This is a genomic window from Sphingomonas sp. DG1-23 (assembly GCF_030730875.1).
Taxonomy (GTDB): domain Bacteria; phylum Pseudomonadota; class Alphaproteobacteria; order Sphingomonadales; family Sphingomonadaceae; genus Sphingomonas.
In genome coordinates this window covers 265,325-284,170 of record NZ_JAVAMA010000005.1, presented here as the reverse complement: position 1 = coordinate 284,170, position 18,846 = coordinate 265,325, and the positions used below count along the sequence as shown (strand labels likewise).

Genomic DNA, 18,846 nt, shown 5'->3' with positions numbered 1-18,846 from the left:
GAGTCACGCATATCGGTATTTTGATTATAGAAAGCGGCGTGAAGTCAGGTGGTTAGCTGGCCTCAGGATAATCCCGATCCGGCCCCTTGCATTTGTACGTACTGTTTGTCATACAGTGTGTGATACATACCATGTGAGACACGATAGTGCCCATCGAGGAAGATCTTTTCGAGAAGTTGCGGGTCGAGCTTCGGCGCGGGTCGCTCGTGCTGGCGGTGCTCGGGGCGCTGCGCGAGGAGCGCTACGGCTATACCTTGCGCACCAGCCTCGAGGAGGCCGGGCTGCCGATCGACGAAGGCGCGCTGTACCCGCTGCTCCGCCGGCTCGAGGCGCAGGGGCTGCTGACCAGCGAATGGCGCGAGGAAGCCAAGCGCAACAAGCGCTTCTACCGGCTCTCCCCAGACGGGCTCGAGATTCTCGCCCGATTGCTTGGCGAATGGAACGCAATCTCGGAATCGATCCTGCGGCTCACCGGAAAGGACAAGTGATGGACCTCATCGAACGCTATCTCGCGGCGGTCCGGCAGAATCTGCCGGCGGAAAAGGCCGACGACATCATCGCCGAGCTGCACGACGAACTGGCGACGCGGCAGGAGATGCGCGAGGCGCGCAAGGGACGGCCACTGACCCGCGACGAAGTGACCGCGCTGCTTCGCGAATTCGGCCATCCGCTGGTGATCGCGGCGCGCTATCGCCCGCAGCAATATCTGATCGGGCCGGAGATATTCCCTTTCTATCTGTTCGCACTGCGGGTGGTGCTGACGATCGGGGCGATCTCGCTGGTCGCGATCGGGATTGTCTCGGCGCTGCTCGGCGACCGCAACCTGGTCGAGATGTTCGTGGGCATCACCGGCGATCTCTGGGGGTTCTTCTTCACCGCGGTCGCGGTGGTGACGCTCGGCTTCGCCCTGTTCGAACGCTATGGCGGGCCGATCGACCAGCTCTATCGCTGGACCCCCGAGCATCTCCCCGCACCGCTCGCCCGCCGCAAGGGTCAGTGGGAGGCGGCGCTGGAGGTCGGCACCGGCATCGCCTTCCTGCTCTGGTGGACCGGCCTGATCCATCTTCCCCCGATCCCGGCAACCCGCGGAGTCCATATCGCGCCGGCGGCGATCTGGGATCTCTATTATCTGCCGATCCTCGCGCTCGCCTCGGCGCAGCTCGCGGTCAATCTGGTCAAATGGCTGCTGCCGCATCTGCGCCGCACCAATGCGATCCTGACGATCACGGTGTCGGTCGCGACGACCGCCATCGCGCTCGGTCTCTATCAGGCCGGCGAATGGGTGAGCGTAGCGGCGACCGGGGACGCAGCGGCGAAGCTGGCCGAATTGTCCGGCAGCGTGAATCTGTCGATCCGCATCACGCTGATCGTGGTGATGGTGGTGATGGCGATGCGGGCGCTGGGCGAGCTGTGGAAGCTCACCCGCGGGGGGCGCGTGGCGGTGGCGGCGTAGAAAAATCCTCCTTCGCGAAGCGGGGGAGGGGGACCACGAAGTGGTGGAGGGGGCTTGGCCGCGAGCGATGTATCTGCGGAGAAGCCCCCTCCGTCGCCTTCGGCGCCACCTCCCCCGCCGCGCGAGGGAGGATCTGGTGGATCAGGCCGCCCTTTTCTCCAGCGCATGGGCGGCTTCGGCCATCAGAGTCGCGATGATGTCCGCCACCGGCTCTTCCTTGCTGACCATGCCGACCGACTGGCCCGCCATCACGCTGCCATGCTCGACATCGCCCTCGATCACTGCGCGGCGCAACGCGCCTGCCCAATAATGCTCGATCTGGAGCTGGGCCTCCATCATCTCGACCTTGCCCTCGTCGAGCAATTGGGCGACTTCGCGCTGCTTGGCGGTGAACAATTCGCCGGCGGCGTTCTTGAGCGCGCGCACCGGGATCACCGGAAGCCGCGGATCGATCTGGACGCTGGCGGTGGCATCACGCGCAGAGGCACGGATGAACGCCTTCTTGAAATTGGCGTGCGCGATGCTTTCGGTCGCGCAGACGAAGCGGGTGCCGAGCTGGACGCCCGCCGCGCCCATGTCGAGATAGCCGGCGATCGCCTCGCCGCGGCCGATCCCGCCGGCGACGAACACCGGGACCTGGCTCGCCACGTCGGGGAGGATCTCCTGCGCCAGCACGCTGGTCGAGACCGGGCCGATATGCCCGCCGGCTTCCATCCCCTCGACGACGAGTGCGTCGACGCCCGAACGGATGAGCTTCTTCGCGAGGCTCAGCGCCGGCGCGAAGCAGATCAATTTCGCGCCGAACGCCTTGATCGCGTCGAGGCTGCCCGCGGGGGGCAGGCCGCCGGCGAGCACGACATGGCTGACATTGTGCTTCTTGCAGACCGCGATCAGCTCGAGCAGCTGGGGATGCATCGTGATCAGATTGACGCCGAACGGCCTGGTCGTCAGCGCCCTGGTCCCGGCGATCTCCTTGTCGAGCAGCTCGGGAGTCATCGCGCCGCACGCGATCAGGCCGAAGCCGCCGGCATTGGACATCGCCGCGACGAGGTTGCGCTCGCTCACCCACGACATCGCGCCGCACATGATTGCGACCTCGCTGCCGAGGAATTCGCATCCGCGCGCCATCCGGCGGCCCAGGCGCTCGGCGCCGATCGTGCTGTCTGTGGTCATGGCGGCAGGGCCTAGCCCCGCTTCGGGCATTCCGGCAAGCGCCGAACGCGGCTCATTCGTCGTCGATCGTGCCATAGGTGATGCGGATGCTCACCCAGGTGCCGGTCAGTTCCTTGCCGCCGACTCGCGGCGCGCGCACGCGGAACTGCCACGCCGCCTGCCGCACCGCCCCCGAATAGCCCGAGCCGCGCGGCCCTTCGGCCAGCTCCTGGCAATCCTCGACGCGGTGGTCGGCGACGGTGCGGCATGCGATCAGGCCCCAGCCGGGCCCGCGCGCACGGCTGGAGATATAGGGCTGGAGCTCGGCGCTGCGCGGGCGGCGATACCATTCGGCGGCATAAAGCGGCTCGCCATTCGGGGCCTTGCCCACCACGGCGCTGTCGCCCGGCCGGCTGCCGCCCGCGGCCGCGGTTTCGCCGGCTGCCGGGGCGGCAGGGGCCGAACCCCGGCCGGCGATGTCGGCGGCCTTGTATTCGGAGCGCGTCATCCGGATGAATGTCGATGGGACCGGGGGCTGCTCGGGCGGCGGCGGCGGGGGCTCGACCGGCTTGGGCAGCTCGGGCCGCGCCTTTTCGCGGCCGTCGGTCTTCGCCGCGGCCTTTTTCTGCTCGGTGTGGGCGGGTTCTTCGGTGTCGCCCGGCACGGTGTCGACCCCGAACACCGTGGTGGTCGGCGGCGGCTTCTTGTCGGTGAGCGCCGGGGCCATGAACCATAACAGCAATGCCAGCCCCAGCTCGACGGCGAGCGCGAGGAAGAACGCCGCCCCGCGCTGGCGCAGCGAGCCGCGCAGCCGGGCGGAGGCGCTCGGGCGCGTTTCGATGGAATCGGCTACGGACAAGGCAAGCGAGCGATGCCGCGCGCATGCGGCGGAAAGATGTCAGTGCCCGATCAGGCTGCGGCGTCTTCCGCGTCGAGGCCGTAGGCGGTGTGGAGCACGCGCACCGCCAGCTCGGTCTCGTCCTCGTTGATCAGCACCGAAACCTTGATTTCGCTGGTGGTGATCGCCTGGATGTTGATCCCGCGCGCGCCGAGCGTGGTGAACATCGTCGCGGCGACGCCGGCATGGCTGCGCATCCCCACGCCGACCACCGAGATTTTGGCGACGCGCGTGTCCTGGAGCAATTCGGCAAAGCCGATCGCCGGCTTGGACTGGTTGAGCGTCTCGATCGAGCGGGCAAGGTCGGCGGCCGGCACGGTGAAGGTCACGTCGGTGGCGCTCGCAGAACCCGCGCTGCGATGCGCGATGTTCTGGATGATCATGTCCACATTGATGTTGGCTTCGGCGAGCGGCGTGAAGATCGACGCCACCGCGCCGGGCTTGTCGGGTACTGCGGTCAGCGTGATCTTGGCTTCGTTCTTGTCGTGCGCGATGCCGGTGATGAGCTGGCTTTCCACGTCCTGAATCTCCTCTTCGCCGACGATCATCGTACCGGGCAATGTGTCCGCCATCGGCGCGGTGTCGCCGGTGAACGACGACAGCACCTGGACGCGGACCTGTTCCTTCATCGCGAGCCCGACCGAACGCGTCTGGAGCACCTTGGCCCCGACGCTGGCGAGCTCGAGCATCTCTTCGTAGGTGACTTTCTTGAGCTTGCGCGCGCGCGGGACGATCCGCGGATCGGTGGTGTAGACACCGTCGACATCGGTGTAGATGTCGCAGCGATCGGCCCTGATCGCGGCAGCCACGGCAACGGCGCTGGTATCCGATCCGCCACGGCCGAGGGTGGTGACGCGCTCGCTGCCGTCATTGGTTATCCCCTGGAAGCCGGGGATCACCGCGACTTCGCCGCGCGCCCAGCCCGCCTCGAGCCCTGCGGAATCGATCGACTGGATACGTGCCTTGGCATGCGCGGCGTCGGTCTGGATCGCCACCTGCGATCCCAGCCACGAGCGCGCCGGAACGCCGATCGCCTGGAGCGTCATCGCCAGCAGCCCGCTGGTGATCTGCTCGCCGCTCGAAACCACCACGTCATATTCGCGCGGATCGTAGAGCGAACTCGCCTCGCGGCAGAAGCCGACCAGCCGGTCGGTCTCGCCCGCCATCGCCGAGACCACCACCGCAACCTCGTTGCCCGCTTCCCATTCGCGTTTGACTCGCGCGGCCACACTGCGGATCCGCTCGATGCCGGCCATCGAGGTGCCGCCGAACTTCATCACGATGCGTGCCATGTCGGGTGCTTGTTTTCCGGGCCTTGGGTAGGATCGGACGGCCTGATAGGAGGCGGCCATGGCGAACGCAACCAAAGCAACTATTGACCGCGGTGAAGCTGAGCATTTCGGCAAGCTCGCCGCGGACTGGTGGAATCCCAAAGGCAGCTCGGCGATGCTCCACCGGCTCAACCCGGCACGGCTGGCCTATGTCCGCGACGTCGTCGACGCGCATTGGGAGGGCGACGGCATGTCGTTCGCGCCGCTTGCGGGCAAGACCGCGCTCGACGTCGGCTGCGGCGCGGGGCTGCTGGCCGAGCCGCTCGCGCGGATGGGGGCCAAGGTCACCGGGCTCGATGCCGCGCCCGAGAATGTCGGCGCGGCCCGCGCCCACGCCGCGGCGATGGGGCTCGACATGGACTATGTCGCCGGCGGGATCGAGGACCTGCCCGGACGCCGCTTCGATCTGGTGACGTCCATGGAAGTGATCGAGCATGTCTCGAACCCCGCCGCCTTCGTCGCGGGCCTCGCCGACGCGCTGGCGCCGGGCGGACTGATGATCCTCTCCACCCCCAACCGCACTGCGCTGTCGCGACTGGCGATGATCACCCTCGGCGAAGGGACCGGCGCGATCCCCAGAGGCACGCACGACTGGAGCCAGTTCCTCACCCCCGACGAACTGACCGCCTTGCTCGAAGGCGTCGGGCTGAAGGTCTCCGATCTCCGCGGCCTCGGCTTCTCGCCCGCGCGCGGATTCGTTCTCAGCGACGATACCAGCCTCGATTATCTGGTCACCGCCCGCCGCGTCTGAACGGGCTCACTGCCCCATGTCGAGCACCGCCACCGGTCCGAGATCGAGCACGTGCTTGCCGGTATTGACGTGGAACGACGCGCCGATCGCCCCGGCGGGATAGTCCTTGTCCGCCTTCCCGGCCACCTGCAGGAATTGCCATTCATGGGTCGCGTCGAAGCTCTTCGAGAAGATCGCGGTGTACGGCGCGGTCGACAGCTGGAGCTGGGCGGCGAGCTTCGCGCCCGGCGCTTCCGATTTGCTCAGCCGCGCATAGAAAGCGACGACGATCCTGTCCCCGGCCTTGACCGGCTTGATCAGCGGCACATTGACGCCTGCGCTCCATGCATCGCCCGTGCCGGTCACCGGCAGCCGCAGCGCCTTGCCGCCCTGCACCGCCTTGTCGCTGACGACCTTGGGCGCCGGCGTGAAGCCATAGGCCTGGAAACTCGCCGGATTGGTGTTGTTGATCACCTTTTCGGCGAGCGCATCCTCGTTCGATTGCGCGTCCTGCGCGATTCCCGGCATGGCGAGCAGCGCCGGCACCGCCGCGCCCAATGCGAGTGCGATCCGCAAATGCATGATTCCCCCTCCTTTTATCGTTGGGGGAGAGACTATGCCGTGTCGTCGCGCGGTCAATCGGCAAAGCGCGGGCGAGGGCCCGCGCTCAGAAGAGCCTGCCCCCATTCGGGACAGGGACGGTCGGCCGGAACAGCACCACCTTGCCCGCCTCGTCGGGGAAGCCCAAGGTCAGCACTTCGGACATCACCGGCCCGATCTGGCGCGGCGGGAAATTGACCACCGCGGCGACCTGCATTCCCGGCAATTCCTCTAGCGTATAATGCTCGGTGATCTGCGCCGAGGAGCGTTTGCGGCCGATCGCCGGCCCGAAATCGATCAGCAATTTGTACGCCGGCTTTCGCGCCTCCGGAAAAGGCAGCGCCTCGACGATCGTGCCCACGCGGATGTCGACGGCGAGGAACTGATCGAAGCCGATCGCCTCGGCGGGGAGGGCGGCGGGGTCGTGGGTCATGTGCATGCGCGGCTTAATGGCGGAGGGATAGCGCGCAAATCAAGCCGTCACCCCGGCCTTGTGCCGGGGTCCACCAAACCGCGTAGAGCAGGCTTCGGCCCTCTTTGGATGTCGCCTGCCTCCCGGTGGACCCCGGAACAAGTCCGGGGTGACGGAGCGTCTCAGGATTCAGCCTCCGCCAGCGCCGCTTCGACCACTGCCGGGCGCGCCTCCTCGCCCAATTGCTCCAGCGTGCATTGCCGCGGTGCCTTGTCGGGGCGCCAGCGCAGGAAGCCGGTGCCATGGCGGAAGCGGCGACCGGTGACATGGTCGTAGCGCACCTCGGCGACCAGCTCGGGGCGCAGCGGCTGCCATTCGGCCGAGCGTTCGGTCGACCAGCGGCTCGGCCCGCCGGGTGCGTCGCCGGTGAAGCCGGGTGTCTCGACCAGGGCCTCCAGTCGCTCGGTCAGCGCCGGGCGATCGGCGGCGGCGATCGCCGAAGTGAAGCCGACATGGTGGAGCAGCACGGCATCGTCATAGAGCCCCAGCAGCAGCGATCCCACTTCGCGCTTCTTCGTCGCGTATCGGAAGCCGCCGACCACGCAATCGGCGGTGCGCAGCCTCTTGACCTTGAGCATCGCGCGCTCGCCGGGCTGATATGCCTCGTCGCGGCGCTTGGCGATCACGCCGTCGAGCGCGCCGCCCGCCGCGTCGAGCCAGCGTTGCGCCACTGCCGGGTCCTCGGTCAGCGGCGACAGGCGTAAGGTCGCCGAGCGATGCCGCGCGTAGAACGCCTCCAGAGCCTTGCGCCGTTCGGCGAGCGGGCGGTCGGTCAGCGATCCCTCGGGCGACCACAGGCAATCGAACAGCATCAGCCGCGCCGGCGTCTCGACGGACAATTTGCGGATCCGGCTCTCGGCCGGGTGCAGCCGCATCTGCAGCGCATCGAACGACAGGCTGTTGCCGACCGGAATCAGCAATTCACCGTCGAGCACGGCATGCTCGACGGGAAGCGCCGCGATCGCCGCGACCACTTCGGGAAAGTAGCGCGCGAGCGGCTTGCCCGATTTGGACTGAAGTTCGATTTCGTCGCCTTGCTTGAAGGCGAGGCAGCGAAAGCCGTCCCATTTGGGCTCGAACTGCCAGCCGGGCTCTTCGGGCAGGGCGGCAACCAGCCGGGCTTCCATCGGTTCGATCGTCATGAACCGGCAACGCAGCGCCGGCGCATTGGTTCGAGGACGGGCAATGGCTTCGCGACTGGAACGCTTCGTGGAAGCGCAGCAGCATATCTATCCGCAGGCGCTCGCCGAACTGCGCGAAGGGCGCAAGCGCAGTCACTGGATGTGGTTCGTCTTCCCCCAGATCGCCGGGCTCGGCCACAGCGAGACCGCGCTTCTATATGCGATCGCCGATCTCGCCGAGGCGCGCGCGTATCTCGCGCACCCGTTGCTCGGGCGGCGGCTCGCCGAGGCGACCGATGCGATTCTGGCGCATGCCGGCCGGACGCCCGAAGCGATGCTGGGCGGGATCGATGCCGTCAAATTGCGCTCGTCGATGACGCTTTTCGAGGCGGCCGCCGGAACCGATTCACGCTTCGGGGTTGTGCTCGACCAATTCTATGGCGGCGACCGCGATCTCGCGACGCTTCAGCGGCTGGCGCCGTCATAATGCTGGATCTCGAGCGCTTCGAGATCCACGCCGTCGGCGCAGCGCAGGTTGATCTCGACCATCGGCCCCTGCGGTCCCTTGCCCTCGGCGAACGGCGCAATGCCGCAGGTCGTGCAGAAATGATGGTCGATCGCGTGGTGATTGAACCGATAGGTCGCCACGGCCTCGCGCGGGGTGTGCAGCGTGAATTTGTCGGGCGTGGTGAAATGGTGGAGCGGCGCCTTGCGTCGGCAAATCGAGCAGTTGCACGCCATCGCACTGCCCGGCGCGTCCTCGTCGACGGTGTAGCGGATCGCGCCGCAATGGCAGCTTCCTGTGAACGGCATCCTCTCTCTCCCTGATCGTTGGACATCTTGATAGGCGGCATGATCCGCATCGCCTATCCCTGCAACCCCGTTGCAGTTGTTCATGATATGTTCTAGTGCGCCGGTATGCAATCGGGCTTCGGCTTTTCCGGGCATGACGACATATTGCGCTGGCACAAGGCGCTGGCGCCGGTGCGCGCGCTTGCCGGGCCACTGCCGCGCCGCTCGCCGATCGGGGCGTTGATCAAGTCGATGATCAGCGGCCGGACGCGGGACGCGGTCTCGCTTGCGGCCTATGAGCGGCTCGTCGTCGCGTTCGGGACGCCGGGGCGGGTGCTCGGGGCGGGCCGCGAAGCAGTGCTGCGCTGCATCCAGGACGTCACCCATGCCGAGGACAAAGCGGACTATGTCGTCGGCGCGCTCGGGCGGATCGCCATCGAGCGCAAGGGGTTCGACCTTTCGTTTCTCGCCACGCCGCCTCTCGGCGAGGCGCTCGGCTGGCTCGAGCGGCTGCCCGGCGTCGGCCGCAAGGTCGCCGCGGCGACGCTCAACGGCAGCACGCTCGATCGGCCGGTGCTGATCGTCGACAGCCACGTCCTGCGCGTGCTCCAGCGGCTGGGGTTCGCCGATCGCCGCGCCGAGGCGCGCGCGGCGAGCGAGGCGGTGACCGCGGCGATGCCCGAATGGCGTGGCGGCGACTTTCTCGATTTCCACATCGCCAGCAAGAAGCTTGGTCAGAGCATCTGCCGCTTCGATATGCCCGATTGTGCCCGCTGCCCGCTCCGCGCCGATTGCCGCTCGAATCGTTGACAGCGCGGCCGGGCTTTCCGACACGGAGGCGATGGGCGAGGTGAAACTGCATCCAGGCTGGCTCGAACCGCTGAAGGGCGAGTTCGCCGACCCGTATATGACTGCGCTGCGCGAATTCCTCGTCGCCGAGAAAGCGGCGGGCAAGCGAATCTTCCCGCCGGGCGGCGAGTGGTTCCGCGCGCTTGATCTGACTCCGCTCGAGCAGGTCCGCGTCGTCATCCTCGGGCAGGACCCCTATCACGGCGAAGGTCAGGCGCACGGCCTGTGCTTCTCGGTGCGGCCGGGCACGCGCACGCCGCCGAGCCTCGTCAACATCTACAAGGAGATGGAGGCCGATCTCGGCATTCCGCGCGCGCGTCACGGCTTTCTCGAGCATTGGGCGCAGCAGGGCGTGCTGCTGCTCAACTCCGTGCTCACCGTCCAGATGAGCATGGCCGCCTCGCACCAGGGGCGCGGCTGGGAGCGCTTCACCGATGCGGTGATCCGGCTGGTCAACGCCAGACCAGAGCCGGTGGTATTCCTGCTCTGGGGTAGCCATGCCCAGAAAAAGGCGGCGTTCGTCGATTCGATCGACAAGGGCGGACGCCATCTCGTGCTCAAGGCGCCGCACCCCTCGCCGCTGTCGGCGCATTCGGGGTTCTTCGGCTGCCGGCACTTCTCGAAAGCCAATGCCTTTCTGCAGAGCCGGGGGCAGAAGCCGATCGACTGGGCGCTTCCCGCGCTCGATTGACGCGGCGGGCCGGGCCACGCACAGTCTAACTATCTGGGCAAGCGTAAGAAGGCGGAAGATGCGCAAGACGGTCACTACGCTGCTGGGCCTGTCGATGGTCCTCGCCGCTTGCGGCGGCGGCGGTGGCAGCGGTTCGATGGTGACGCCGCCGGTGACCGGCAATTCGCCGACTCCTACGCCGGGAACCGTGGCCGGTTGCACCCTGCGCGAACGGCAGGATTGGGCCGCGGCCCGGCTCAACGAATGGTATCTCTTCCCCGAGACGCTGCCGGCGAGCCTCAGCCCGACGCCGTATGCGACGGTCGGCGACTATGTCGATGCGCTCACCGCCACGGCGCGCGCGCAGGGCCGCGACCGCTACTTCACCTATGTGACTTCGATCGCCGAAGAGAATGCCTATTATGCCTCGGGATCGAGCGCCGGCTTCGGCTTTCGTCTCGCCTATGATTCGGCGGCCGGGCGCGTGTTCGTCGCCGAATCGTTCGAAGGCACGCCGGCGCTGAATGCCGGGATCGACCGCGGGGCCGAGATCGTCGCGATCGGCACCAGCGCCGCCGATCTGCGCACCGTGTCCGCGATCCTGGCCAGCGGCGGGGCGCAGGGCGTGACCGACGCGCTCGGGCCGGTCACCGCAGGAACCGCACGCATGCTCCGGGTAACCGATGCCACGGGCACGCGCGACCTCACCATCGCCAAGGCGGACTATGCGCTGACTCCGGTCTCGTCGCGTTATGGCGCCAAGGTGCTCGACGATGGCGGGCGCAAGGTGGGTTACGTCAATCTGCGCACCTTCATCGACACCGCCGATCCCGCGTTGCGCGCTGCGTTCGCGCAGTTCAAGGCGGCAGGGGTCACCGAAGTGATCGTCGATCTACGCTACAATGGCGGCGGCCTCGTCTCGATTGCGCAACTGTTGGGCGATCTGATGGGCGCCAATCGCGCGGCCAGCGACGTGTTCGACTATATGATCTTCCGCCCCGAGAAAGCCGCCGAGAACGAGACCCGCTTCTTCCAGCCCAAAGCCGAATCGATCGCGCCGACGCGGATCGCCTTCATCGGCAGCGAGGGCACGGCCTCGGCGAGCGAGCTCGTGGTCAACGCCTTCATTCCCTATCTCCACGCCAATGCGGCGCTGATCGGCACCAATACCTATGGCAAGCCGGTGGGGCAGATCGCGTTCGACCGCGCTGCGTGCGACGATCGCCTGAGAGTCATCGCGTTCGCCACCCAGAACGCGGCGCGGCAGGGCAATTATTTCGGCGGTCTCGCGGGGACGGTCGAGGCGAGCTGCCGCGCGGGCGACGATGTCGCATATCCGCTCGGCGACGCGCGCGAGGCCTCGACAAAGGCCGCGCTCGATTTCCTCGCCGGGCGCAGCTGCACGGCGATCACGGCGGGCGGCCAGTCGACGCTGGCGCTGCGCAGCACCGCCGCCCGCGAATTGCTGACCCCCGAACGCCCCAGCACCCTCCAGCGCGAGGTGCCGGGGGCGTTTTAGCGCTCTATGCCTCGGGCTCTTCGGCTGTGCTGGCTTCGGCGTCCGCCCCGTTCTCCACCTCGGCCTCCGGGTCTGCCGGAACCAGCGCGCGCACTTCGCCGATGAAGCGCGCGAGCGAGATCGGCTTCGAGACATAGGCGTTCGCTCCCGCCGAGCGAATGCGCTCCTCGTCCTCGCGGCCGGCATAAGCGGTCACGGCCATGATCGGGATCGCCCGCAACTCGGGATCGCGCTTCATCTCGCGGATCAGATCGAATCCGGTGACGTGCGGCATCTGGATGTCCATCACGATCAGGTCGGGTACGAATTCGCGCGCCCGCGCCACCGCCTCGCGGCCGTCGCTTACCGGCTCGACGGCGAAATCGTGCGCACGCAGCAGATCGCAGAACAGCTTCAGGTTGAGCTCGTTATCCTCGACAACCAGAACCCTTTTTGCCACGCGATGAACCTCATGCATTTGGAGACGGTTTAGGCGATGCCGCGGGTGGAAACAAACGCAGAGGCAATTGCGCTCCAGGCTTTGGTCTGGACGCTCGGCGATTCGACCCGCGCGACGCGGCTGCTCGATCTGACCGGTCTGGATCCGGCCGAGTTGCGGGCACGGGCAGGCGAGCCTGCCTTGCTCGCCGCGACGCTCGGCTTCCTCGAGGCGCACGAGCCCGATCTGGTGGCCTGCGCCGAGGCGCTGGACCTGACCCCGGCCGCGCTCGTCGCCGCCCGTACGGAGCTCGAACGCGCATGAGACCGCTGCTGATCACCGATTGCGACGAAGTGCTGCTCCACATGGTCCGCCATTTCGGAAGCTGGCTCGATGAGGCGCATGCGATCGATTTCCGGCCCAACGGCACCAATTTCACCGATTCGATGCGCCGACGCGGCGACAACAGCCTGGTCGAGCCCGAGGCGATGTGGTCATATCTCGATGGCTTCTTCCCCGGCGAGATGGGGCGCCAGACCCTGGTGCCGCACGCCCGCGAGGCGCTCGCCGCTTTGGCCGATCAGGCCGACATCGTGGTGCTGACCAATCTCAAGGATCATTGCCGCAGCCACCGCGTCACCCAGCTCGCCACCCACGGCATCGCGCACCGGGTCGAGTGCAACCAGGGCGGCAAGGGCGCGCCGGTGGCGAGGCTCGTCGCCGAGTTCGGCAACCCGGTCACGGTGTTCGTCGACGATCTCGAGCATCACCACGAATCGGTCGCGCGCCACGCCCCTTCGGTTCACCGTCTCCACATGGTCGCCGAGCCCGATATCGCTGCGCATGCCCCGCCCGCGCCGCACGCGCATGCCCGGATCGACGATTGGGCCGAGGCGCAGCGCTGGATCGCGGCGCGGTTCGCGGCGGGGTTGACCGCCGATGCCGCGAGTGGTTGATCGCGGCATGACCCAGCAAATCGACGCGAAGCTGGCCGAGCTCGGCCTGTCCCTCCCCGAAGCCGCGGCCCCGGTCGCTGCCTATGTCCCCGCGGTAGAGGCCGGCGGGCTGCTCCATTTATCGGGACAGCTGCCGTTCAAGGACGGCCAGCTGATGACCGGCCGGCTCGGCGAGGATCGCGATCTCGCTTACGGGCAGGAGGCGGCGCAGCGCTGCGGGCTGATGCTGGTCGCGCAGATCAAGAAGGCGCTGGGCGGCGATCTCGGCCGGGTCGAGCGCATCGTCAAGCTCGGGGTGTTCATCAATTCCGCCGGCGATTTCACCGATCAGCCCAAGGTCGCCAACGGCGCGTCGGAACTGATGCAGGCATTGTTCGGCGAGGCCGGACGCCATGCCCGCAGCGCCGTCGGCGTTCCGGTATTGCCGCTCGGCGCGGCGGTCGAGATCGACGCGGTGGTGGCGGTCCGCAGCTGATCGCTGTTGCGGCGCAGCCACAGTTCGTCACGATCGAGCAACAATGTAGCAATTAAAGTTGTGCGGCGCAGCGTCATCCGGCAAGCTCCGGATGTCGTTCGAAAGTCGTGCCGGCCCGCGATGGCCAGATAGACCCGACGCCGGCGACAGCAGGTGGGGACCCTTTGGTTCAATTGAAAGGGATTTCCATGCGCATTTCGACCATCGGCCTCGGCGCGCTCCTGCTCGCCGCGGCGGCGCCAGCAATGGCGCAGGACGCGAGCGAGACCGAGCCGGCCAGCCCCATCACCGTCACCAGCGCCGTGACGCTGACGTCGGACTATCGCTTCCGCGGACTCAGCCAGTCCAACAAGAAGGTGGCGGTCCAGAGCACGATCAACGTCAACCATGAATCGGGATTCTATGTCGGCACCTGGGTGTCGACGATCGACGACGAGGTCTCGCTGCCCGGCTATGGCGATGTCGAAGTCGATCTTTATGGCGGCTACACCAAGACGCTCGACAACGGCGTCGGCTTCGACGTCGGCGCGCTCTATTATTACTATCCGGACGGCGCGAAGGGCCTCAAGACCGATTTCTTCGAGCCCTATGCCTCGGTGATGTACTCGGTCGGGCCGGTGACCGCCAAGGTCGGGGCCAATTATGCGTGGAGCGGGCAATCGGGTCTGGCCGATAACGACAGCCTGTATCTCCGCGGCGATCTGACCGTCGCCATCCCGAACACGCCGGTGAGCGTCCTCGGCCATATCGGACGCACCGACGGTCAGCTCGGCGTGCTCGCGCCGGACGGCAAATATACCGATTGGTCGCTCGGCGCCGAAATCGCCCAGAAGTTCGTCAAGCTCGGCGTGCAATATGTCGATACCGACATTCCCAACGACGCCGGCTATGCCGATGCGATCGGTGCCGATCCGCGCGCGGTCTTCTACATGACCCTCAGCTTCTGATCCGCAGGCGTCCGGGGGCGGTGCGCCGCTCCCGGACCCTGCCTACGCTTATTTCGGCGGCGTGCTGGCGCGCGCGGTCTGGCCGTCGCCTTCGGGAGCGGCGATGATGTCGCGGGTGGTGGTGCCCTTGTCGACGACATTGGTGGTCGGGCTGCCCGCGGTGCTGCGCGCGCCGGTCTCGGCGGTGGTGCGGCCGGCCGCGTCGAGCGTGGCGTTCTCCGACGCACTGCGCGCCTGCGAGCCGCCGAACAGCGCGTCGAGCGCCTGCGCCGAAGGCGAGGTGTCCTGCGGACGCGGCGCGCCCGGCCGCGGCGGCACCAGTGCGAAATCGGGCGGGATCACCAGAGGCGCGGCGCGCGCGACGGCGAACTCGTCGGGGCGGGCGCGGTCATAGCCGTTCTTGCCGCAGGCGGAGAGCGAGCCGACGAGCGCGACGCCCGTGGCGATCAGAACCAACTTACGCATTGACTTCATTCTCCACAGGAGCAGGCGTCCCGGCCTGCTTATCGCGCACGAACAGGGCACGGATCAACAATATCGCGACGCCGATGCTAATCGCCGCATCGGCGACATTGAAGACCAAAAAAGGGCGCCACGTCCCGAAATGCAGATCGGCGAAGTCGACGACATAGCCGAGCCGCGTCCGATCGAGGATATTGCCCAGCGCGCCGCCGAGCACCATGCCCAGGGCGATCACGTCGGGGCGCTTCTTTTCGCGCAGCATCCACCACAAGACCCCGACGGCGACCACGCTGGTCACCGATACCAGCAGCCAGCGCATCAGCGCGCCGCTTGCCGGAAACAGCCCCAGCGACACCCCGACATTCTTGACGAAGCGCAGGTCGAAGATCGGCAGCAGGGTCAGCGACGCATCCTGCACGTTCAATCCGAGCGGGCCGGTGACATAATATTTGGCGACCTGATCGATCAGGAACACCACGACTGCGACGAGCAGCCCGAGCAAACGCGTATTCATCAATCCACCACCCCGGCGCAGCGGTCGCACAGCAGGCCGTCTTGCGCAACTTCAGGAAGATGCCGCCAGCATCGGCCGCATTTGTGGCGCGACGTGGGCGTTACCGTGACGGTGTGACTGACACCCTTATCGGGAGCCGCTGCGCCGCTCATCGGTCCGGCATCGGCCAGCGTGACCAGGCTGGTGATCAGGATCTCCTGCCAGTCGAGGTCGCCAAGACGCGCATAATTGTCCGAATCGAGCGCGATCCGCACTTCGGCCTCGAGCCCCGAGCGGATCGTCTTGTCGCGGCGCAACGCCTCGAGCTCGAGAAATACCGCCGAACGAATCGGAAGGATCAGTCCCCAGCGCAGTGCCAGCGCGCGATCCAGCCATGCGGCATCGACCTCCGGCCATTCGAGCAGATGCACCGAGCTTTCCTCACCCGGATAGCGTGCCTGCCAGACCTCTTCCGCGGTGAAGGGAATGAGCGGGGTCGCGTAGCGAACCAGTGCGTGGAACAGCGTGTCGAGAACGGTGCGATAGGCCTTGCGCTTCGTTTCGCCATGCGCGTCGCAATAAAGCGAGTCCTTGCGGATATCGAAGAAGATCGCCGACAGGGTCTCGTTGCCGAAATCGGTCAGCGCGCGCGTGTAGCGGTTGAACTCATATCCCGCCACGGCAGCGCGCAGTTCGGCGTCGAGCTCGGCGAGCTTGTGGAGGATATAGCGTTCGAGCTCGGGCATCTCCGATACCGCGACCTTCTCGCTCTCGTCGAACCCGTCGAGCGCGCCGAGCAGATAGCGGAAGGTGTTGCGCAGTTTCCGGTAGGTGTCGCCGGTGCCGGCAAGGACTTCCTTGCCGATGCGGACATCCTCGAAATAATCGGTCTGGGCGACCCACAGGCGCAGGATGTCCGCGCCGCTCTCGCCGATGATCTTCAACGGATCGACGACGTTGCCGAGGCTCTTGCTCATCTTCCGCCCGTTGCCGTCGAGCGCGAAGCCGTGGGTGAGCACGGCGCCATAGGGCGCGCGGCCGCGGGTGCCGCAGCTTTCGAGCAGCGACGACTGGAACCAGCCGCGATGCTGGTCCGAGCCCTCGAGATAAAGGTCGGCGCGAACGCCTTCGCCATAGCGCGCCTCGACGACGAAGGCATGGGTCGAGCCGCTGTCGAACCACACGTCGAGGATGTCGGTGATCACCTCATAATCGGCGAGGTCATACTTCTCGCCGAGCAGGGCCTGGTGGTCGGCCTGGAACCACGCATCGGCGCCGCCGGTAGTGAAGGCCTGGAGGATGCGGGCGTTGACCTCGGGGTCGCGGAGATAGTCGCCGGTCGCGCGGTTGACGTAGAGCGCGATCGGCACGCCCCAGGCGCGCTGGCGGCTGATCACCCAGTCGGGACGCCCCTCGACCATCGCGCGGATGCGGTTGATCGAGCGCTCGGGGACCCAGCGGGTGGTCTCGATCGCGTCGAGGGCAATCTGGCGAAGGGTGGCGCCATTATTCCCCTCTCCCGTCGGGAGAGGGGCAAGCTGCGCAGCAGCGCGGGGTGAGGGTGAGTGCGAGCCGCTTTCCGTGTCACCCTCACCTTCCCACTCTGCTTCGCCGAGCGGGCCCCTTCCTCTCCCAACGGGAGAGGAGTTTTGGTCCATCGGGATGAACCACTGGGGCGTGGCGCGGAAGATGATCTTGGCCTTGCTCCGCCAGCTGTGCGGATAGGAGTGGGCGAAATCGTCCGAGGCCGCCAACAGCGCGCCGGCTTCGCGCAGATCGGTGCAGATCGGGCCGTCCGACGCGACGAACTTCTTGTTGATCACCGATCCCTGGCCGCCGAGCCACAGCCAGTCGGCGCGGTACATCCCCGCGCCGTCGACCGCGAACACCGGATCCAAGCCGTGCGCCTTGCACAACAGGAAGTCGTCCTCGCCATGGTCCGGCGCCATATGGACGAGCCCGGTGCCGGCGTCGGTGGTGACGAAGTCGCCGGGCAGGAACGGGCGGGGTTTGGCGAAGAAGCCGCCGAGATGGTGCATCGGGTGGCGGGCGACTGCATCAGCCAAGTCGGAGCCTTTGCCGCGCCAAACCACGCTGACGTCAGACGAGAAAGCCGCCTTCGGATCGTCCATCTGCGTTTCGAGCGCTCGCATCACACGTCCGACGAACGCCGCCTGCAGTGCTTCCGCGACGATGAAAACCTGCCCCCGAAGCGCCTCGTAGAGCGCGTTTCGACCCATGAAATCGGGATGATTGGTGTCGAAACCAGGTTCGAGTTCCAAACCTAGGTCGAACTGAACGCCGACATAGTCCACGTCGGTGCCGTAGGCGAGTGCTTGGTTGACCGGGATCGTCCAAGGAGTCGTAGTCCAGATCACCGCGTGTGCAGTGTCGCCAAATTGTGGCTGGGATGGCCAGTTCGAGATTTGGAACGCCACGTCGATCTGGGTCGAGACGACGTCCTCATACTCGACCTCGGCCTCGGCCAGCGCGGTCTTCTCGACCGGCGACCACATCACCGGCTTGGCGCCGCGATAGAGCTGGCCGCTCTCGGCGAACTTGAGCAATTCGCCGGCGATGATCGCCTCGCTCTGATAGTTCATCGTGAGGTACGGCGTTTCCCAGTCGCCCATCACCCCGAGCCGCTCGAATTGGCCGCGCTGCACGCCGACCCATTTCTCGGCATAGGCCCGGCATTCGGCGCGGAAGGCGACGGGGTCGACTTCGTCCTTGTTGAGCTTCCTGGCGCGATAGGCCTCCTCGACCTTCCACTCGATCGGCAGGCCGTGGCAGTCCCAGCCGGGGACGTAGGGCGCGTCCTTGCCGAGCAGGGTCTGGCTGCGCACGACGATGTCCTTGAGGATCTTGTTCATCGCATGGCCCATGTGAATGTCGCCATTCGCATAAGGTGGGCCGTCGTGGAGCAGGAAGGTCTCGCGGCCGGCGCGGGCCTCGCGCAGCTTCCGGTAGAGGCCGATCTTCGCCCAGCGCTCGAGGATCGCCGGTTCCTTGGCGGCGAGCCCGGCCTTCATCGGGAAATCGGTCTTCGGGAGGAAGACGGTGTCGCGCCAGTCGCGCGTGGAATCGGGTGCGTCGGTCATTTGGCGGCGGGGATTAGCTGGTGTGAGGCGATCGGGGAAGCAGCTTTGCTCGCGCGGGGCGGCGCGGGTGTCGCGCGGTTGACACGATTGACGCGAAAACGTGGTTTCGGGGCGGATGCGCCTGCGACGCGGCGGGTTCGCGCCTGCCACGCGTCACCTGCGCGGCGGCCACGCGCCACCGACGCGACGCAAGCGCGACAGGCACGCGCCATCGACGCGACGCCCAGGCGACCGGCACGCGACGGGAATGCGACCTTTGCGCGCCGCGGACGCGACACCCGCGCGCCGGTGTCGCGACGGGCATGCGCCACGGCGGGAATCGGTGCGGGCAGGGAGGGTTGCATCGACCAGAATAGATCAGCTGAAATCCAACATTGGAAGGGTGATGGCCGACTTTGCCGCAACCG

Annotated in this window: 22 protein-coding genes; 11 read left to right on the top strand and 11 right to left on the bottom strand. The window is 66.9% G+C overall.

Annotated features, from left to right (window positions below):
* Positions 1-146: 146 nt before the first annotated feature.
* Both Q9Q95_RS10915 and Q9Q95_RS10910 read left to right on the top strand, forming a co-directional pair.
* On the top strand, positions 147-488 hold the full coding sequence (locus Q9Q95_RS10915; RefSeq protein WP_306096874.1) for a PadR family transcriptional regulator: 342 nt from the start codon (positions 147-149) through the stop codon (positions 486-488).
* The gene (locus tag Q9Q95_RS10910; protein ID WP_306096872.1) at positions 488-1,453 is read left to right on the top strand and encodes a hypothetical protein; all 966 of its coding nucleotides are present in this window, start codon (positions 488-490) and stop codon (positions 1,451-1,453) included. The genes Q9Q95_RS10915 and Q9Q95_RS10910 overlap by 1 nt, the downstream gene beginning before the upstream one ends.
* Positions 1,454-1,594: 141 nt before the next feature.
* Here Q9Q95_RS10910 and Q9Q95_RS10905 read toward each other — a convergent pair whose 3' ends face one another.
* From Q9Q95_RS10905 to Q9Q95_RS10895, 3 genes are read right to left on the bottom strand one after another with little or no spacing between them, the layout of a single operon-like run.
* Positions 1,595-2,626, bottom strand: a complete 1,032-nt coding sequence (locus tag Q9Q95_RS10905) for a nitronate monooxygenase family protein (protein ID WP_306096870.1) — start codon at positions 2,624-2,626, stop codon at positions 1,595-1,597.
* Positions 2,627-2,678: 52 nt separating this feature from the next.
* Complete coding sequence (locus Q9Q95_RS10900; RefSeq protein WP_306096868.1) at positions 2,679-3,464, bottom strand: hypothetical protein; 786 nt, start codon at positions 3,462-3,464, stop codon at positions 2,679-2,681.
* A 50-nt stretch (positions 3,465-3,514) separates the two neighbouring features.
* The gene (locus tag Q9Q95_RS10895; protein ID WP_306096866.1) at positions 3,515-4,795 is read right to left on the bottom strand and encodes an aspartate kinase; all 1,281 of its coding nucleotides are present in this window, start codon (positions 4,793-4,795) and stop codon (positions 3,515-3,517) included.
* Positions 4,796-4,853: 58 nt separating this feature from the next.
* On the opposite strand from Q9Q95_RS10895, the gene ubiG reads away from it, so the two are divergent.
* Positions 4,854-5,585, top strand: a complete 732-nt coding sequence (gene ubiG / locus Q9Q95_RS10890; protein ID WP_306096864.1) for a bifunctional 2-polyprenyl-6-hydroxyphenol methylase/3-demethylubiquinol 3-O-methyltransferase UbiG — start codon at positions 4,854-4,856, stop codon at positions 5,583-5,585.
* Positions 5,586-5,591: 6 nt separating this feature from the next.
* On the opposite strand, the gene Q9Q95_RS10885 is transcribed toward ubiG, so the two are convergent.
* The 3 genes from Q9Q95_RS10885 to Q9Q95_RS10875 all read right to left on the bottom strand — a co-directional run bounded on the left by Q9Q95_RS10885 (position 5,592) and on the right by Q9Q95_RS10875 (position 7,778).
* Complete coding sequence (locus Q9Q95_RS10885) at positions 5,592-6,146, bottom strand: hypothetical protein (protein WP_306096862.1); 555 nt, start codon at positions 6,144-6,146, stop codon at positions 5,592-5,594.
* Positions 6,147-6,231: 85 nt separating this feature from the next.
* Complete coding sequence (locus Q9Q95_RS10880; RefSeq protein ID WP_306096861.1) at positions 6,232-6,603, bottom strand: tRNA-binding protein; 372 nt, start codon at positions 6,601-6,603, stop codon at positions 6,232-6,234.
* A gap of 155 nt (positions 6,604-6,758) precedes the next feature.
* Complete coding sequence (locus tag Q9Q95_RS10875; protein ID WP_306096859.1) at positions 6,759-7,778, bottom strand: ATP-dependent DNA ligase; 1,020 nt, start codon at positions 7,776-7,778, stop codon at positions 6,759-6,761.
* Between the two features lie 43 nt (positions 7,779-7,821).
* Here Q9Q95_RS10875 and Q9Q95_RS10870 point away from each other — a divergent pair, with 43 nt between their 5' ends.
* Entirely contained in the window at positions 7,822-8,244 is a 423-nt protein-coding gene (locus tag Q9Q95_RS10870) for a DUF1810 domain-containing protein (protein ID WP_306096857.1), read from the top strand.
* Here the strand turns inward: Q9Q95_RS10870 and Q9Q95_RS10865 are convergent.
* Positions 8,223-8,570 carry a GFA family protein gene (locus tag Q9Q95_RS10865; RefSeq protein WP_306096855.1) on the bottom strand — a complete coding sequence of 116 codons (348 nt, stop codon included), beginning with the start codon at positions 8,568-8,570 and terminating at the stop codon, positions 8,223-8,225. The genes Q9Q95_RS10870 and Q9Q95_RS10865 overlap by 22 nt on opposite strands.
* Positions 8,571-8,675: 105 nt before the next feature.
* On the opposite strand from Q9Q95_RS10865, the gene nth reads away from it, so the two are divergent.
* The 3 genes from nth to Q9Q95_RS10850 are packed head-to-tail and all read left to right on the top strand — an operon-like array spanning position 8,676 to position 11,587.
* The gene (nth, locus tag Q9Q95_RS10860) at positions 8,676-9,359 is read left to right on the top strand and encodes an endonuclease III (protein ID WP_306096853.1); all 684 of its coding nucleotides are present in this window, start codon (positions 8,676-8,678) and stop codon (positions 9,357-9,359) included.
* 31 nt (positions 9,360-9,390) lie between these two features.
* Positions 9,391-10,089, top strand: a complete 699-nt coding sequence (ung, locus tag Q9Q95_RS10855) for a uracil-DNA glycosylase (protein WP_306096851.1) — start codon at positions 9,391-9,393, stop codon at positions 10,087-10,089.
* 58 nt (positions 10,090-10,147) lie between these two features.
* Positions 10,148-11,587 carry a S41 family peptidase gene (locus Q9Q95_RS10850; protein ID WP_306096849.1) on the top strand — a complete coding sequence of 480 codons (1,440 nt, stop codon included), beginning with the start codon at positions 10,148-10,150 and terminating at the stop codon, positions 11,585-11,587.
* 4 nt (positions 11,588-11,591) lie between these two features.
* Here Q9Q95_RS10850 and Q9Q95_RS10845 read toward each other — a convergent pair whose 3' ends face one another.
* Entirely contained in the window at positions 11,592-12,026 is a 435-nt protein-coding gene (locus Q9Q95_RS10845) for a response regulator (RefSeq protein WP_306096847.1), read from the bottom strand.
* A 36-nt stretch (positions 12,027-12,062) separates the two neighbouring features.
* Between Q9Q95_RS10845 and Q9Q95_RS10840 the strand changes: the two genes are divergently transcribed.
* The 4 genes from Q9Q95_RS10840 (at position 12,063) to Q9Q95_RS10825 (ending at position 14,383) form a co-directional block, all read left to right on the top strand.
* The gene (locus Q9Q95_RS10840) at positions 12,063-12,329 is read left to right on the top strand and encodes a DUF3572 family protein (RefSeq protein WP_306096845.1); all 267 of its coding nucleotides are present in this window, start codon (positions 12,063-12,065) and stop codon (positions 12,327-12,329) included.
* Complete coding sequence (locus tag Q9Q95_RS10835; RefSeq protein ID WP_306096843.1) at positions 12,326-12,961, top strand: HAD family hydrolase; 636 nt, start codon at positions 12,326-12,328, stop codon at positions 12,959-12,961. Before Q9Q95_RS10840 ends, Q9Q95_RS10835 begins: the two co-directional genes overlap by 4 nt.
* Before the next feature lie 7 nt (positions 12,962-12,968).
* Complete coding sequence (locus Q9Q95_RS10830; RefSeq protein WP_306096841.1) at positions 12,969-13,436, top strand: RidA family protein; 468 nt, start codon at positions 12,969-12,971, stop codon at positions 13,434-13,436.
* Between the two features lie 188 nt (positions 13,437-13,624).
* The gene (locus tag Q9Q95_RS10825; protein ID WP_306096839.1) at positions 13,625-14,383 is read left to right on the top strand and encodes a TorF family putative porin; all 759 of its coding nucleotides are present in this window, start codon (positions 13,625-13,627) and stop codon (positions 14,381-14,383) included.
* A gap of 48 nt (positions 14,384-14,431) precedes the next feature.
* Here Q9Q95_RS10825 and Q9Q95_RS10820 read toward each other — a convergent pair whose 3' ends face one another.
* From Q9Q95_RS10820 to Q9Q95_RS10810, 3 genes are read right to left on the bottom strand one after another with little or no spacing between them, the layout of a single operon-like run.
* On the bottom strand, positions 14,432-14,848 hold the full coding sequence (locus Q9Q95_RS10820) for a DUF3035 domain-containing protein (protein WP_306096838.1): 417 nt from the start codon (positions 14,846-14,848) through the stop codon (positions 14,432-14,434).
* Positions 14,841-15,359, bottom strand: a complete 519-nt coding sequence (gene lspA, locus Q9Q95_RS10815; protein WP_306096837.1) for a signal peptidase II — start codon at positions 15,357-15,359, stop codon at positions 14,841-14,843. Before lspA ends, Q9Q95_RS10820 begins: the two co-directional genes overlap by 8 nt.
* Positions 15,359-18,439: an isoleucine--tRNA ligase gene (locus Q9Q95_RS10810; RefSeq protein WP_306096835.1), complete on the bottom strand. Its 3,081-nt coding sequence runs from the start codon at positions 18,437-18,439 to the stop codon at positions 15,359-15,361. The genes lspA and Q9Q95_RS10810 overlap by 1 nt, the downstream gene beginning before the upstream one ends.
* Between the last annotated feature and the right edge of the window lie 407 nt (positions 18,440-18,846).